At 36.1% G+C, this 15564-nt stretch carries 21 protein-coding genes; 10 read left to right on the top strand and 11 right to left on the bottom strand.

Annotated elements, in window-relative coordinates; genetic code table 11:
* Nucleotides 1–174: 174 nt before the first annotated feature.
* The gene (locus MKZ25_RS15595) at nt 175–684 is read left to right on the top strand and encodes a sigma-70 family RNA polymerase sigma factor (RefSeq protein WP_340733112.1); all 510 of its coding nucleotides are present in this window, start codon (nt 175–177) and stop codon (nt 682–684) included.
* Complete coding sequence (locus MKZ25_RS15590) at nt 671–1777, top strand: hypothetical protein (RefSeq protein WP_340733111.1); 1107 nt, start codon at nt 671–673, stop codon at nt 1775–1777. Before MKZ25_RS15595 ends, MKZ25_RS15590 begins: the two co-directional genes overlap by 14 nt.
* Here the strand turns inward: MKZ25_RS15590 and MKZ25_RS15585 are convergent.
* Both MKZ25_RS15585 and MKZ25_RS15580 read right to left on the bottom strand, forming a co-directional pair.
* Nucleotides 1683–2000 (bottom strand): hypothetical protein, encoded by a 318-nt coding sequence (locus tag MKZ25_RS15585; RefSeq protein WP_340733110.1) that lies wholly within the window; start codon nt 1998–2000, stop codon nt 1683–1685. The two genes, MKZ25_RS15590 and MKZ25_RS15585, sit on opposite strands and share 95 nt — an antisense overlap.
* On the bottom strand, nt 1978–2187 hold the full coding sequence (locus MKZ25_RS15580) for a hypothetical protein (RefSeq protein ID WP_340733657.1): 210 nt from the start codon (nt 2185–2187) through the stop codon (nt 1978–1980). The genes MKZ25_RS15585 and MKZ25_RS15580 overlap by 23 nt, the downstream gene beginning before the upstream one ends.
* A 537-nt stretch (nt 2188–2724) precedes the next feature.
* Here MKZ25_RS15580 and MKZ25_RS15575 point away from each other — a divergent pair.
* Nucleotides 2725–3471 carry an ABC transporter ATP-binding protein gene (locus tag MKZ25_RS15575; RefSeq protein WP_340802308.1) on the top strand — a complete coding sequence of 249 codons (747 nt, stop codon included), beginning with the start codon at nt 2725–2727 and terminating at the stop codon, nt 3469–3471.
* Complete coding sequence (locus tag MKZ25_RS15570) at nt 3468–5426, top strand: ABC transporter permease (RefSeq protein WP_340733108.1); 1959 nt, start codon at nt 3468–3470, stop codon at nt 5424–5426. Before MKZ25_RS15575 ends, MKZ25_RS15570 begins: the two co-directional genes overlap by 4 nt.
* Nucleotides 5427–5428: 2 nt before the next feature.
* On the opposite strand, the gene MKZ25_RS15565 is transcribed toward MKZ25_RS15570, so the two are convergent.
* From MKZ25_RS15565 to MKZ25_RS15550, 4 genes are all read right to left on the bottom strand, one after another.
* A complete protein-coding gene (locus MKZ25_RS15565; protein WP_340733107.1) occupies nt 5429–6424 on the bottom strand; it encodes a sensor histidine kinase in 996 nt (331 codons plus the stop codon).
* Nucleotides 6421–7095, bottom strand: a complete 675-nt coding sequence (locus MKZ25_RS15560; RefSeq protein WP_340802307.1) for a response regulator transcription factor — start codon at nt 7093–7095, stop codon at nt 6421–6423. Before MKZ25_RS15560 ends, MKZ25_RS15565 begins: the two co-directional genes overlap by 4 nt.
* Nucleotides 7096–7279: 184 nt before the next feature.
* Nucleotides 7280–7897, bottom strand: a complete 618-nt coding sequence (locus tag MKZ25_RS15555) for a GGDEF domain-containing protein (protein ID WP_340733105.1) — start codon at nt 7895–7897, stop codon at nt 7280–7282.
* 106 nt (nt 7898–8003) lie between these two features.
* Nucleotides 8004–8477: a DUF2062 domain-containing protein gene (locus tag MKZ25_RS15550; protein WP_340802305.1), complete on the bottom strand. Its 474-nt coding sequence runs from the start codon at nt 8475–8477 to the stop codon at nt 8004–8006.
* A 259-nt stretch (nt 8478–8736) separates the two neighbouring features.
* On the opposite strand from MKZ25_RS15550, the gene MKZ25_RS15545 reads away from it, so the two are divergent.
* Nucleotides 8737–8994 carry a UDP-glucose 6-dehydrogenase gene (locus MKZ25_RS15545; RefSeq protein WP_340802303.1) on the top strand — a complete coding sequence of 86 codons (258 nt, stop codon included), beginning with the start codon at nt 8737–8739 and terminating at the stop codon, nt 8992–8994.
* A gap of 144 nt (nt 8995–9138) precedes the next feature.
* Here MKZ25_RS15545 and MKZ25_RS15540 read toward each other — a convergent pair whose 3' ends face one another.
* Entirely contained in the window at nt 9139–9567 is a 429-nt protein-coding gene (locus MKZ25_RS15540) for a hypothetical protein (protein WP_340802302.1), read from the bottom strand.
* Between the two features lie 401 nt (nt 9568–9968).
* Between MKZ25_RS15540 and MKZ25_RS15535 the strand changes: the two genes are divergently transcribed.
* Nucleotides 9969–10196, top strand: coding sequence for a hypothetical protein (locus MKZ25_RS15535; RefSeq protein ID WP_340802300.1), 228 nt, complete (start codon nt 9969–9971; stop codon nt 10194–10196).
* A gap of 71 nt (nt 10197–10267) precedes the next feature.
* Here MKZ25_RS15535 and MKZ25_RS15530 read toward each other — a convergent pair whose 3' ends face one another.
* Entirely contained in the window at nt 10268–10918 is a 651-nt protein-coding gene (locus tag MKZ25_RS15530; RefSeq protein ID WP_340802299.1) for a hypothetical protein, read from the bottom strand.
* Nucleotides 10919–11406: 488 nt separating this feature from the next.
* Here MKZ25_RS15530 and MKZ25_RS15525 point away from each other — a divergent pair, with 488 nt between their 5' ends.
* Together MKZ25_RS15525 and MKZ25_RS15520 are read left to right on the top strand one after the other, a co-directional pair.
* Entirely contained in the window at nt 11407–12420 is a 1014-nt protein-coding gene (locus MKZ25_RS15525) for a hypothetical protein (RefSeq protein WP_340802298.1), read from the top strand.
* Between the two features lie 63 nt (nt 12421–12483).
* Complete coding sequence (locus tag MKZ25_RS15520; protein ID WP_340802296.1) at nt 12484–12972, top strand: magnesium transporter; 489 nt, start codon at nt 12484–12486, stop codon at nt 12970–12972.
* 161 nt (nt 12973–13133) lie between these two features.
* On the opposite strand, the gene MKZ25_RS15515 is transcribed toward MKZ25_RS15520, so the two are convergent.
* The 3 genes from MKZ25_RS15515 to MKZ25_RS15505 are packed head-to-tail and all read right to left on the bottom strand — an operon-like array spanning nt 13134 to nt 14200.
* Nucleotides 13134–13337, bottom strand: coding sequence for a hypothetical protein (locus MKZ25_RS15515; RefSeq protein WP_340802295.1), 204 nt, complete (start codon nt 13335–13337; stop codon nt 13134–13136).
* Entirely contained in the window at nt 13334–13873 is a 540-nt protein-coding gene (locus MKZ25_RS15510; protein ID WP_340802294.1) for a DUF2812 domain-containing protein, read from the bottom strand. The genes MKZ25_RS15515 and MKZ25_RS15510 overlap by 4 nt, the downstream gene beginning before the upstream one ends.
* A 15-nt stretch (nt 13874–13888) precedes the next feature.
* On the bottom strand, nt 13889–14200 hold the full coding sequence (locus tag MKZ25_RS15505) for a PadR family transcriptional regulator (RefSeq protein WP_340802293.1): 312 nt from the start codon (nt 14198–14200) through the stop codon (nt 13889–13891).
* Between the two features lie 135 nt (nt 14201–14335).
* Here MKZ25_RS15505 and MKZ25_RS15500 point away from each other — a divergent pair, with 135 nt between their 5' ends.
* Together MKZ25_RS15500 and MKZ25_RS15495 are read left to right on the top strand one after the other, a co-directional pair.
* Complete coding sequence (locus tag MKZ25_RS15500; protein ID WP_340802292.1) at nt 14336–14806, top strand: DMP19 family protein; 471 nt, start codon at nt 14336–14338, stop codon at nt 14804–14806.
* Between the two features lie 240 nt (nt 14807–15046).
* Nucleotides 15047–15244: a hypothetical protein gene (locus MKZ25_RS15495; protein WP_340802291.1), complete on the top strand. Its 198-nt coding sequence runs from the start codon at nt 15047–15049 to the stop codon at nt 15242–15244.
* The last annotated feature ends 320 nt before the right edge of the window (nt 15245–15564 follow it).

Genomic DNA, 15564 nt, shown 5'->3' with positions numbered 1-15564 from the left:
GCACCTGGGTTACATTATTGATTTAATTATCCTACATAATATATAAGGCATGTTTTGAAAATTTTCTTCAAAACGTGCTTTTTTGATGAATAGGTTTAACTATTTTCAATAAGTTGAACAATTTTATATAAAATAAACGTCTAAGTAGTAAAAGATAAAGGAGGTGCATGTTCGTTGGATCTGAATGCTGAACAAATCATAGAACTATATGGTGAATATTTATATCATCTTAATTATTTATATATGAAAGACTATCAGCTTGCAGAAGAAGTTACGCAGGACGTAATAATGAAGTTTTTATTACATAAAGACAAATATCGGAAGGATGCTTCCTTGAAAACATATCTAACTCGAATTGCTATTAATTGTTGCCATGATGAGCTTAGGAGAAAAAAGAGAAACGCCATTATTTCAAAGTTTTGGCCTATCCGTAAAGATGAGCCTTCCGTGGAGCAAAGGTATATTTCTACTGAAGAACATTCAACATTAAAACAAATTGTTTTTTCCTTACCACTCCATTATAGAGAGGTGATTATCCTGTTTTATTATGAGGAATTTAGTGTACCTGAAATTTCAAGTTTCTTAAAAATATCACAAAATACCGTTCGTACTAGGATTCGTCGAGCAAGGGAGTTATTAAGAACCAATCAGGATTTGGGGGAGATATTTTATGAAAGGGTTTAAAGACAGGTTACAGGATGAATTACGAAAAGATGCACCCTTTACTAAAGAGATACAACGGAGAATCACGCAACCTAAAACAAGAAAAAAGAGTAACTGGCAAGTCCTCACAGTATCAATTGTAGCTTGTATTATGATTGCTTTGCTATTTTCTATGGAGCTTTTTCAAGAAAATAATTTACAAACAGCTAGTGAAAATAATGAATTGCTTCCCATTATCGATGATGTCACAACTTTGGAGGTAATTGACCCACAATACGCCAATTTACTAGGGGAACAATGGATGTTGCACTTTTTGCCGATGATTATCGATAAGAAAGCATCAGTTACTTATGGAGATTATGTTGCCTATTATGGATCTGAAGGGCTATTAGTTTCAACTGTTTTAGGTTTAGAAAATGATACCGTAACAATGAATCACGGTCAGATTCTAGTGGATAATCAGGCATTAAAAATACATGGTTTAAATAAAGAAGTAACTAATGAGGAAGATCCGTTTAACAATCCATATTTTTTCCATAATAGAGGAACAAAACAAGAACCATTTATCAAAAAATCAATTTCTACGAAAGAAGATGAAGTTGTTGTTTATCAACATAATGATGGGCACTCCATTTTAAAAATTAATAAAGAAGATTTAGTAGGAAAGATTATTGGCTTCCAAAACTTTGAGTTATCTTTTGAACTAACTGAACAAGAGCAACGAGTTTTTGATGGCTTTAAAACAGATTACGATGTGAACCGGTTAAAAGATGTGACACCACAAGCGATTACTAAAATGTTTTTATTAAGTGATATTGAAAAAGATTATCAAACATATGAAGCATTGTTCACAACAAATGTTAATACCGAAACAAATAGTGTCCGAAGATATTATGAGAAAACAAAAATAGTACGTCAGAAGTTGTTAACAGAGGAAGTAAACAGACTTATAATTGCAAGATTGTTTGATGGTTTAGAAAACGCAGAATTTGAGCAGTTAACAGATACACAAGGGGTTATTAAATATATTTCTTATGAAGGCCCAACAGAATTAAAAATGGAGAAGAATGATCAAGGAATTTGGCAGCCAGCATTTGGTAGAGGAATATACTAACTATAATTTTTGAACTCACTTTAATTTTTGTGGGTTGCTGAAGAAATCTCAATGCAAATAGACTATCGCAAATAATAGATTTCTCGGATAGGCTGAGTGGTTCGCCATCCAACCGGTAGCCCATACGATCCGCTTGTGTCGTTATTTGATGGGGGTTCGAGAAGAATGCTTGTTGGCTTCCGGTATCGAAACGCTCAAACTCAGCTCCATGTAATACCCTCATCGTTTGTTTTTATCAAATAATAGAAACTTTGTATAATCGACAGACCAATTAAAGTGAGTCGTCCTAATTGCGAGCTGACGAACAAATACCCGACTGATTGGATTGGACTCTCCGTTGTCCAGTACATCTCCTTTTTGCAATGCTCTGCCTTGAGCCCTTCAATAGCTGCACGCAAATACTCTTGCATAAGTTTTAGGATACTCTTTCCTTACTGAGAGGGATTGGCATGTTTAACACAAGCCTCTACATTCGTGAAAATGGATTGTTTCTTTTCTTTTCTTTTCTTTCTATCACTTATTACTAAAAGGTACATTTAAGATAACGAACTGGTTACTATTTTCAAGCAATCAACGAAAAAGTAATGGGCCAAGACTGTAGGCGGGAAACTATGCTTTACTACGAAATCGAGTGTAGTAGTTGTAGACAAACATTCAAATTATATGAAGGTACATTGAGATATAGACAATTCAAAGAAAGGGAAAGTAAGACTTCTCGTTGTGAAGAGTGCAACTCAACAATATGCATGGTTGCAATAAAAAATTTCAGGAACAACTTAAGTGAACGGTGCTTACTATTCCATCCGCAACAATTGGATTTGTACAGTAAAAGTGAATAAAAATTAGTTCTGACTCGCAACATGACAGAAATGTCACTTTCGATTTTGGTGCATCGATGTTAGGGGGAAATGAATTCGTATAGTATGGTTGTGAAGGGAGTGTTAACCGTGACTACAATTATACAAACAACGAACTTATCGAAATCTTACGGAAGAACACAAGTCTTAAAAAACTTAGATTTGACGATTAAGCAAGGAGAGTTCACTGCGATTATGGGACCATCCGGCTCGGGGAAAACGACATTGATGAATACTTTGTCGACGATTGATTCCTTCGACGGCGGTGACATTTGGATCGAGGGGAAATCCCTGTTGGATATGAAAAAGAAAGCTTTACGGGATTTTCGCCAAAAGCGAATGGGATTTATATTTCAGGATTATAACTTGCTGGATACGTTAACGGTGAAAGAAAATATTCTATTGCCTCTTTCGTTACAAAAAACACCTGTTGCTGAAATGGAGAAACGATTGGAGAAAATCGTGGAAGCATTGAATATCGAAGCGATCTTAACCCAATATCCTTCTGAAATTTCCGGAGGGCAAAAGCAGCGGACGGCAGCTGCGCGGGCGATCATTACAAATCCTGCCATCGTGTTTGCCGATGAGCCGACGGGTGCGCTCGATTCAAGGTCTGCCACACAGCTCCTTGAACAAATTCAATTGCTCAATCAAACCTTCCAGACAACGGTTTTGATGATTACTCATGATCCCTATGCAGCGAGCTACTGCCAGCGTGTTATTTTTCTGCGGGATGGAAAATTCGTGAACGAAATGTTTAAAGGAGAACAATCGGAAAAAGAGTTTTTTGATAGAATTCTCACGATCCAGAGTGCGATAGGGAGTGACAAACGATGAACTTGATTGATTTATCGTGGCGGAATATGAAGCGGAATTTCCGTTTGTACACAATCTATTTCATTTCGATGCTTGTCGGGGTTGTCATATACTTTACGTTTTCCGGTCTCATGTTTAATGAGGACGTCGTTGCAGCCATCCAAAATAAAGAAAACTATCAAACCGTTATTTTGATTGCTTCAATTATCGTCTTTTTATTTGTTGTATTTTTTATTTTATATGCGAACTCGTTCTTTATGAAACAGCGGAAAAAGGAATTTGGGATGTATTTGCTTTACGGGATGAAAGAAAGACAAATTGCCGCAATGATCTTTTTTGAAACATTATTCCTCAGTGCCATTGCCGTATCCAGCGGAATTTTAATTGGTGGATTACTATCGAAGTTTTTCGGTGCCGTACTAATGAATCTCATGCGCTACAATGAGGACATTTCATTTTCTTTCCCGCTTGAAGCCATCGCGTTAACGATTCTGTTATTCGCTTTACTCATCGTCATTATTACAATTCAAAGTTATTTCAGTGTTCGTCGGGTACAGTTAGTGGAGTTATTTCATGCAAAAGAAAAAATGGAAAAACCGATTAAGTTTTCTTTTTCGTTAGCGCTCCTATCCGTTATTTTAATCGCCGCGTCTTACTACACGATCATGATGGCGAGCGAAACGGACATCTGGAAAAATCAATTTACGGGAACATTTATTGCTACTACCGCCGCATTGATTGTCGGGACGTATTTATTTTTCCGCCAGTTTTCCGGTTGGATTTTACAAAAAATGAGTCAAAGTAATCGATACTTTTCCGGGAATAAAATGCTGTGGATTTCTTCACTCCGCTTTTCCATTCGCGGAAATACATTAAACTTTACCTTTAATTCTTTGATTAGTGCGGTGATCATCTTTACGGTTGGATTTATAGCGGTAGACTACGCCATTAAAGAAGAGGTTGTAAAAAAAGAGTATCCGAACCATCTTGCCTTTTCAACACAAGATGAAGAAACACAAAACGAAATTGAACAACTCATCAAAAATTCACATGCGATTATTGCTCATGAAACGATTACGGGTATTCAAACAGGGAAAATCCAAAATCGAAATGCATTCTTAACGTATCCTGAATATTACACAGAGGAGTTTTACCTTTTCCCTGAGTCCCAGTTAAATGCGATTGTTGACTTACGGGGAGTGGGTGAGAAAGTAGAGTTGGAAGGGGAAGAGGCCATTGTTTTAACTAGGGGCATCGACGAACCGACTAAATATAAAAGTCCTCAGCCTGAATTGGCCGCGTTTGATAATGAAACATTTCGTATTATTGAAAAAATACGTTACCCGTTGCTAACTATCCCAACGAATTCAGGGCAAGGTTCGAACCTTCAACCATCTGTACTCGTAATTTCAGACGAGTCATTTGAGCGTGTAAAAGAAAACCATCTTCTGTCTTCCTTTGAAATATACCAAATTGAAGATGCCAAAACTTCCAATGATGTATCGAGGGAAATCCGCGATATTGTCATGCAGACAGAAGGGGCCTATTATTCGGCATTTGTCGATATGTATAGTATCGATACGGAGTCATCCTCTTTAGTATTGTTCTCTGTTGCGTTCTTTGCGGTCATCGCTTTGTTTGCTCTAGGAAGCGTCATTTACTTTAAACAATTAAGGGAAGCGACAGAAGAGCGGGAACAGTACAGCATTTTAAGAAAAATGGGTGTTGAGGAGAAGGAAATCAAATCGATTATCCGAAAACAATTGCTGTTCGTATTTCTGCCGCCACTTATCCTTGGGATGGTACACAGCTGGTTCCTTCTATACTATTCGGTCATCCTTGTCATAAAGGATCTGCCTTCCTTAACAACGATCATCTTTTCGGTCATGGGGCTTTATGTGTTAACGTATTTAATCTTTTACGTATCCTCCACAACGATCTACTACAAAATTATTAGTGAAAAAAACACACGGTGAGCTTAATCATCGTGTGTTTTCTTCAGCTGTAAATATAAATCATCGTCTTTTGGAAAATGAATGATAAATTGGGTATACACGCCGACTTCCGATGTGCAGCTTATATAATGGCCGAGCTTTGTTGATAAATTTTGAGCCAAATATAATCCCATTCCGGTAGAATTTGTATGTGTTCGTCCGGTTTCTCCGGTAAAGCCATGATTGAAAATTCGCGGAAGGTCTTTTTGACTGATGCCGATTCCGCTGTCTTGAATGACCAGTCTTTTTTCCTTTGGTGTTTCTGATACGGAAATGGTGATTTCTCCGCCAGGTTCTGTATATTTTAAACAGTTTGTTATGAGCTGATTGATGATAAACTGAAGCCATTTCGGGTCACTTTGCACGTCAAGAGATGCTGCATTGATTTCGATGCGGATTTTTTTGGAGATAAACGTTTTCGCATGCGCTTTAATGGTCTCTTTCACAATCCGGATTCCGTTACAGTTCTGAATATCGTAATCCTGGTTAAAGCTATCTAGTTTGGCGTAATAGAGCGCCTGATCCACAAAGTTTTCAATTTTTGTGATTTCTTCCCTTAAACTATCCTTGTCCATATCGGTTTGCTGGAGTAGACGGAGGACGGCTATCGGTGTTTTGATCTCATGGAACCAGGAGACGATGAAATTGTAATGTTCCTTCTGCTTATCTTGAATCCGGTTCATCTCACGGATATGCTCACGTTTCAGCTCATCGATATATCCTTTAGCAACTTCTCCTTCCAGCGACAAACTCTCATACTGTTCACTTTTCATTTGTTGGATTACCCTTACATTTTGCTGGTAGCGGAATACTAAAAAGCCGATCAAAACAATTACGGATAGGGCAAACGCATAGAAAAATGTCCCCCAGTCCAATCCGTCATGGCTATCGGTAAAAAATATGGCAGCCACGACTAGAAAACTGACGAGATACAAATAAATATAAGGCTTTTCATAGTTAAGGTAGCGAAGAAAGTTCATTCGATTAAATACCCCATTCCTTTTCGGGTAACGATGAAATCTTCCACTCCGAGCGCGGCAATTTTACGGCGCAACCGATTGACATTCACGGTGAGGGTGTTATCATCGACAAATTGTTCATCATTCCATAGTGCCTGCATCAGGTCCTCACGCGAAATGATTTTTCCGATATTGCGCATCAGTAATTGTAAAAGGATAAATTCATTGCGGCTGATTTCGGTCCTTGTTCCGTTAAATTCAATCGTTGAATTTGTGACATGTAATTTCAACCCCCGGTGGAGCAGTTGGCTATTCTTATCTTCTTCATACGTATATTTCCTGCGGATGAGTGCATTGATTTTCGCAAGAAGGATATCCAGGTCAAACGGCTTTTGAATAAAATCATCGCCACCCATATTAATCGCCATAATGATATCCATATTTTGATTTCTGGATGACAGAAATATAATCGGCACTTTGGAACAGGCACGGATTTGCTGGCACCAGTAGTAACCATCAAAAACCGGAAGATTAATATCTAGTAAAACAAGGTGCGGACTGTGGTTCTCGAATTCTGTAAGCACGTTATCAAACTGGGTCACTTCCACGACGTCATACTGCCACTTTTTCAGAGTCTCCGCGACAATCCCTCTAATTTTTCCATCGTCCTCGACAATCATTATTTTATACATAAAATCCCTCATCATCCTAAATGGTTATTCCTTTTATTTTAGCATATTATATAGGAAGTTTTTATTTTGGGACGGCTCCGGTGATTTAACATAACAATGCATGCATCCCGTTTGTACAATATAAAAACGCCCGCTGAAAAATCCAGGTGGGCGTTTTTTATGACGCAAGTTCAACTAAGTTACGTCACTTTTCCTTTTTGTGTTTATACATATACGCATCCGCTTCTTGCACAAGCTTCTGAAAACTTTTTCCGTGCTGTGGGTAGATCGCATATCCGACAGAAGCCTCCACATCCGGAAAGTTCTCGGCATTTTTCAGCGTGATCGCTTGCTGGAGTTCTTTTACGTAGTCGTCGGCTGTATTTACCTTCATATTGTCTACGATAACGACGAACTCATCGCCGCCCCATCTTGCCACTAAATCGTGTTTCCCGACAAATGTATTTAATGCTGCGGCAACTTGTATGAGCAGTTCGTCGCCTTTATTGTGACCGTATTCATCGTTTACTTCTTTAAAATTATTCAAATCAAGCATGATAATCCCTAATGATTGTTTCTTTATATCACTTATCATTGCAGTTTTGTGAAAGAATTCTTCTATTGTACGACGGTTAAATGTACCGGTTAACGGATCTCTTTCTGACAAGTATTTTACTTTATCGAATTGTTTACCGGCCCACCAGGCGATACCGAGAAAAATGGCTGTTAAAACAAAAAATGACCAATAAAAGGGCAAATCTAAATACTCATGATAGTAGAAATAGCGGATTATATTAAAAAAGAGAACGATTCCTGTTGCCAATATTCTTCCTCTGTAGGGCATGTTATCACCTTGCTTATCTCATTATTCTAAAAAGTATTCTATAGTATTGTCGCATTTCTGCCAAGGGTAGGGGATAATTTCCAAATTAGCGAATTTTATTTAATATCCTTACGCGGTGCGTCTTAAACATGAAATACACCATGAAATAAATAAGAAACGAGGAGATCACTATATTGCACATGGCCCCTGCTAGAAAAGTGAATCCGCTTGAATGGGAATTTACAATGCCGGTATACGTATGTTCGACCGCATCTATATATTCGACTTCTTCGACCTCTTCGACTCTAATATTTCGATCGAGTAGTAAGCTCCCGACCTTATAATTCAAGAAAAATAGCAGGGGCCAAATAAAAGTGCCCAGGACACCGCCGACAAGTGCGGAAACAGTATTCGCCTTTACGAGTCTTGCCAAACCGACCGAAAGAACAGGGCCGAGTCCAAAAGTAGGGAGCCAGCTAGGGATAAAACCGATCGTTATACCTGAAGCCACATGATGCGGTCCAGATTTAAGCCGAAATAACCGGATTAAATTATATTTAATGACGCGTGTTATTTTCATAGATGTCTTTCCTCTCCAAGTACTTCGTCATAAACGTAAAACAGTTTTTATAGATATATTATACCGGATTTATAGGATTCGAGTTTCACTTTTCTGAATAATTTTATTAATAGGGATTTTTTTGACTGATTAGTGATTCATTTTGCAGAAAATGGGGTAATGGATAGAAGCCGTATCAATAAAGTGTATTAAAAACGGGCTGAAACAAGCTCATCAAAAGGTAACATCACGATACTAAACAGAAAAGGGGACATGAACGATGCTACAACTATTTTTTAACGACGATCATTTAATTTCAATTACGGGGGATCAGGATATTTTATCGAAAGTACCTGACAACTATAAGCATTTCGATTTAATTAAAATAAGAAGTGAATTGGTCACAACAGAGCATTTAGTGGAGGCGTTCGAGTTTGCTTTACGTAAAACGGATGCAGGTGCAGTACATGCAGCAGCCTATTATGCTAAGTTAAAAAATATGTACGTTCAGAAAAAGCGTGCTCTGACTAAAAACTAACCTGAAAAATTGAACTTATTTAAAAGATATTCGCTTCTTCATAGGAACATCACTATAAAATACGAAATGCAAAGCATGGGAACATGGCACAACTGACGTGCCATGGTATCGCCAGGCTTTTTTATGTGCAAGCGGTATTGACGCTCATTTTTTAGACATAAATGTAATTGTTAATAAAGCGCTTAATAAAGTGATGATAAACAATAATATGCTATCATCTTGAAACAGGTTGGAACGATAAAAAAGGGTGCCGAAAAGTATGCAAAAAATTGTATTCAACCCAAAAAGAATCCCCCAAATCGTTTTTTTTACTTGTTGGTATGTTTTACTTCCTATTAAATACTTACTGTAAAGAAAACAAACGAGTGCCAGTCCTACGACAAAAGACAAAGAAGCAATAAATGATGTTGTCAGGGCAATAGGTTCTTCCCACGGCATATCTACAGTAATAATATTCATTAAAGTAATCGAATTTAAAGCAAGAATACAAAGAGCAACAAATAAAAAAAATCCCCATTCTGCTATATAGATAAATGGAATAAAAACTTTTTTCATCGTGCGTACATTGACCATTTTAGACCTCCTAATAAATGTAATCGTAACAATATATACGAAAAACAACATGGAAAGTTTCAAAAGCTATGCCGTTTAGGAGCTTATTATAAAAGCAACCAACATTCCTTGGACAATTGAATGGGCGGTGTCGTTTCCACGCTATTGCTAATAAGCGTACGATAAATAATTCTCGACAAACATGCAAATTGTATGCGTAAAATTTATAAAAACCTATCCTAAGTAACAATTATAAAGCTTTCTAAATACAGCTTTTGACGCAATTTTTCCATTACTTTCATATTGGGAAAAGGTATCCTAGTTATTTGTGATAAGATAATTGTGTGAAATTAAATGATAGTACGGCGGCTAAAGTGCATGAATATAGCTGGAAGAATACTCGTTAAATGTGGAGGGGAAAAATGAAATTCTTTAAAAAGATGTCTAAACCTGAGCAAAATAATTGGAGAACTGGAGCAATCCTCGGGTTCTACACTTATATGTTGCTATTATTCATAAATTATATTGCCTATTTAATATCTGGAAGTGAGCCTTTAACTTCAGGTGTGATTTTTTGGACTGGAATTTTGATAGCCTTTGGATACGAGTTCATACTAAATTTAAAATCTAAGAAAAATGTAAAATATTAAATATTCTCGGATATGTATATAATAAAAAAACTGTAAAGTACCATTAGCTACTTTACAGTTTTATAATCTATTTATTTAGCTGCTTTACAAGTAGCAACTCCTAAAGGCATTGTAATCGGTCCAATAAACTCCGCCGTTAGATAAATCCCTTTATTATTCCAATTACACGCATTGATTCCTGCTACACCTAATGCACCAACCGCTACGATTAATGCTGTTAATGCCGTTGGAGATAAGCCCAATTTAGCTTTAATAAGCGCTGCTGCAACACCAAATATTCCTCCACTTACACCTGTAACTTTATTCAATTTGTTAATAGTATCATTAGAAATGAAAATACCATTAACCTTTGAACTCATAGTAGAAATTGCATTTTTATCTTCCATCTCTACAGATACATGCTTATCTAATTCCAGATTGACTCCAAATTTTTCATAATCAACGTAAAGCTTTTTCGCTTCTGGACTTAACAAATTAATTTCTTCAGATTCATTGTTTTCCAAATTAACGATGTCAATTCCTTTAGAGTCCATTTCCTCTAACAAGATAATAAGTTGTTCTAACTCTTTATTGAACGTTTTTTCATCTATTTCAGCAATTTTATAAAAATTATTATTGCCTTTTCCATCACTTAAAGAATTAGCTTGGACCCCTGTCACAGACACTGTTGAAAATAATAATATAAAACTGAACATCACTACTAAAAACTTATTTTTTTTCATAATACAACCTCCTAATTTTACTTCTTCGAGAAAGAATTTTGATATTTTTCTTTCAACATCTGTAATAATAGCATATAAAATCCTTATTTTTTATAAAAAAGTAAAAAAAGGTAATTTCGGTAGTTTGATACCACAAGCGAAGAAATTCAATTAATTCATCTAACATATTGATTTGAACTATTTTTTAATACTATAGTTATATTAACAACATCACAGTTTTGGGCTATTGCTCGTATAGATGCGCGTTTCCAACCTAATAACCAATAATGTGCCTAAAAGCCCCAAATGCTGATATAACAACATTTGAGGCTTTTAATATGAACTATATAATTGAATCTTCGGCACCAGTAGTGTTTCGTGCCTTTTCGTTTGAACACCTAAGAAGACGCGTTTGCTAAAACCTCTCAACACTAAAGATATAGTAATTTGTTATAATCGGTCTATGTTATTTTGCATCACAACTAAACTACACGTATGGAGTAATTTAAATGAAAAAAATAGTATTAATTATAGTGCCTATTCTTATCCTCTTGATAGCGGGTATCCTGATGTATTTTCCGCGCTTTACTAACTATATGGAAGAACAGAAAATTAAAGATTATGTAAAAGAGACATATGGATATGATGCTGAAATTAAAAGTGTATCGACAACAGGTCTTTTTTCTGACTCAGTGTTTGTTGTTTTTCCGAAAGACCATCAAGATATGGAATTCAAAGTTACACAATATTATGATTCAGATACGTTAACGGATGATCATGCACATGCAATCGAAGCGGATAAAGCATTTCATAAATTAGAAAAGGTGATTCCAGCTATTGAAAGGCTCGGATTCCAAGGTCCGGATTATTTTGATGGTGAAGTCCGAGTAGGCTATTCAAGTGAAAAAAAACTGCATGACCTAAATTTATATTCGTCCACACCCATTGAAATAGCGTCCTTTGGAGAGAAAGAATTAGATCGTTTCTTTGAATTACAAAGATTACTAAAACAAAGCGGAGCTGACATTACCAATGTGGTTGTCACAGACTTGCGCGAACCAGCTGATAGTAATTCTTTTGCTTTCAATATGGAGCATCTACAAAATGTAAAAACGAAGGAAGATTTATTCGTCCAAATAAAAAGAGGTTCCTGGGAATTAAGCAGTTTCCACGAGAATAAGAAATGGGAAGCAGAGAGAGCAAAAGTTGAAAATGATCGTTTTACGTTTCAATCTGAATATGACAACTATTGGTTCAACTGTCGTGAAACAAATGAAAAAGGGGAATGTACGAATATTTTCGTCACGGTCTATTTTGATGAAAATAGCCTCACGAAAGCCAATGTCCATCTTGAACAGGACTTAAATGCCATTTTCACGCTATTTGAAAAAACGATAACACCGAGAGTAGCTATCGAATATAGTTTTATCGAAAAAGGTTCGGATGACTCGATAAGATTTTTGGATAAAGAAATAGCAACATATGAGAATACTTCACATTTTATTAGACAAAATTTTAAGTGATCAAATGAAGTTTTAAGGATGTTAAAATTATAAACAAAAGAAGCGAAATATGGAGGTACTTAGATGAGCTCTTGTTCATTTATCGCAACAAACTTTGAAATGCCTGAAATCGAATCCAAAGCAAAATACATTACGGTCAAAGAAGCGATTGCATTAGAAATAAAACCGCATGAACTGGTGCCTTGGGAGGAGATGGACCCGAGTGCCCAAGTATTAGTTGTAGAAAATGGAGAGGATTTAAATGAGTTAGTCATTAACGAAGGAAGTTACTATGACATAAGTGAATATACAGGCTATCCATTCATATATGAAGTGAATTTTGTTTACTCAGAATCAAGAGTAAAGCAATTATTGGATTACTTAAAAGATAATATGAGGGAAGGCCAGATAATCGAACTATGGCGGGTATGGATTGGTGATGAGGACGATAAACTAAACATTCCGTATAGCAGATTAAATGAGAATGAATTGTCTCTCAATCATCTGTTACAAATGTACGATTGGAACGATGAAAACTATCAAGAACAATATTGTATAGTAGTAGAAAAATAAAAACATTCCTAAAGGGGATAAGAAAAATCGGTAAACGTTGTTGCAGCAGCGTTTGCCGATTTTTTTATGAGTCATTATTTATAACGGAAAAACGCGATCTTCTTATTGAAGATTCGCGCCCGAATTTTGCATAAGGGTGGCAAGAGATTTCCGAGTTAAAACTACTTACTCATCATTTCCTTCTCTGTTTTACGCGTCTCATATTTTTTTATGATAAAAAGGCCAATAATCGAAACCCAAAGCGGAACCATGAAGTAGAAATTATGTTCTGAAATAAAGTCACGCTGAATATTAAACGTCGATAGCAATACCGCGACACTCCCGATTAAACCAAATATGAATAGCGTTAGCTTCACATACTTCATGCTAATTGCCCCTTTCGAATACGGACTGTTAACCTACAAGCGACAAACGTGTAATATAAGCCAAATGCGAGAAAACCAAATAACAGCGCCATGAGCATACCGTAGTCGAACTTTAAATAGGCAAGTAGCGAAAGTACATCTAGTACAAAGAACATAACGGCGAACCGAAGCGCAGCATGGCGTTTGCGTACATCACGCATATTTTGAGATGCTTGATCAGAAAAGAGTGCTTTGTTTGTTGTTGAAAATAAAATGAGCTTCGTGTAGTACTCATTTTTAGCGAGGAAATCCCAACCACTTTCTTCAAGCAAGGCCTTATAATCTTCAAAGTCTGCGCGATTCCGAAATGTCACGAAATCGATTTTATAGTGGCCGCTTTTCGCACGCTCCTGCTGCTCGAATGTGTAAGTTGTTTCGCTAAAATCGTCCTTGCTGTAATCAACAAGCAGCCAGCCAAAAGAGGCGAGTTTATTGAGCCACTGCTCCTCTGCCTCGAATGAGGTAAACTTTTTTTGTAATACCTTTTGCAGTCCCATCCGTTAATCCTCCATTTAGTCGTTTTGCTTTTTCACATTGTGCGTATAGCCGAGCAATTTTTCATAACGGCGTTGCTCTTCAATAAGGGCGTCTTTGCCACTTTGTGTAATGGCATACATCTTCTTTTTGCGGTTGTCTAAATCAGTACCGACAACTTCGATGAGCTTTTGCTTTTCTAAATTTTTTAGCACTCCGTAAAGTGTGCCGGGGGCGAGCTCGTATTGCTCCTCTGTAAAGTCAAAAATCGTCTTAATGATGCCATATCCGTGCATTGGCTTGTTCCATAACGCTAGTAAAATAAGAAATGTTGGTTCTGATAATGGCAACATAAGCTCCTCCATATATTGAGTATCGATATATCGTTAGTCATACATTAACAAAGTTATATTTACATTGTCAATATATGGTTTTACGTTTTTCGTTTTAGTAATATAGAGGAAAGGTGAATTGGAGGGAATACTGTGAAACCTAAAATGAAAAGAAAAGATTTAATGAGCAAGTCAGATATCTCAAATGCTGTAATGGATGTTTTAAGTAAATCTAATCTATCATCTGAAGATAACACTTTAAATAAAGCATTGATTGTCTATCATTATTATTCTGAACTTGAAAGTGGAGGGCACGAAGGTTTATTTAGGTGGTTTGGACATGAAATTAAAGAAATGGGTATAGATAACTACATGAATCAACTAATTGGAGTCCTTGAGGAAATTGGTGCACACAATTATGTGGTGATTGAGAAAAAGTATTGTAAAGAAATGTGGAGCTTGTACGTTGCCTTAGAAAACAATGAAATTGATGAAGAAGAATTTTATACTATCGTTGAAAATGCAACAGATGCGTATTACAAGCTTAATGGTGAGTTGAGAGATTTATTAGAAGCATATTTTGTTACTATCTATACAGACTTGATTGAAGTAGTTGAAAATTAATCATTCTTATTCGACTATCGAAGGGGTTATAGGCTATACATAAGTAAATCTAAAAATGTGTCCAAACAAAAAGGGATGTATGAGATGACTCGGGTAAGTTCTGGAGTCATCTTTTTTAGTAGTTAAAAGCTAAGAGGAGAAGCAATCGTGTGCATAGCAATATGTATTTACTGTACAATATAATTTGATACAGTAATGCTTTTAAGAATCACTTCAAAGAAATTGCGAGGACAACATTACATGAAAAAAATTAGAGCAATCTATATTGGCGATGTTAGATTTGACCAATGTCCAGTCTTTGAATTAAATACCAAGACAAACTATTTTGAGATGCTAATAGATAAAGAATTCAGGTATGAAAAAGAAGTGGTAGAGGAAGATGACGAGTTTCTGGTTTTCGTAGTAGAAAATGATATAGCAACATTCATTAAAGAATAAAATGAAACAATGATTTTATTAGTAAATGAGGCTTTAATGCAAAAAAGACTTATACATTATACAAAATGAAATCAATAAAACGTTCCCAAAAAGCTTGGGGTTATAAGAAAAATCGGTAAACGTTATTGCAGCGTTTACCGATTTTTCTTTTGAAACATTGTTTATACGAGATTTTATGCAAATCAATGAAACGTTACTAATTTTGCTGGACAAGATCTTTAATTGCATAAAAACTTGTATAGCCATTTTGTTATCGTTATAAATCCGTATCTTTTCTAACACTCTTATTAGCTGGTTGTTTTGAATAACAATCAACTAAA

Source organism: Solibacillus sp. FSL W7-1464 (assembly GCF_038004425.1).
In the GTDB taxonomy this organism is placed as follows: Bacteria; Bacillota; Bacilli; order Bacillales_A; family Planococcaceae; genus Solibacillus.
The sequence above is the reverse complement of the archived record's forward strand: the minus strand, read 5'-3'. Positions and strand labels throughout refer to the sequence as shown.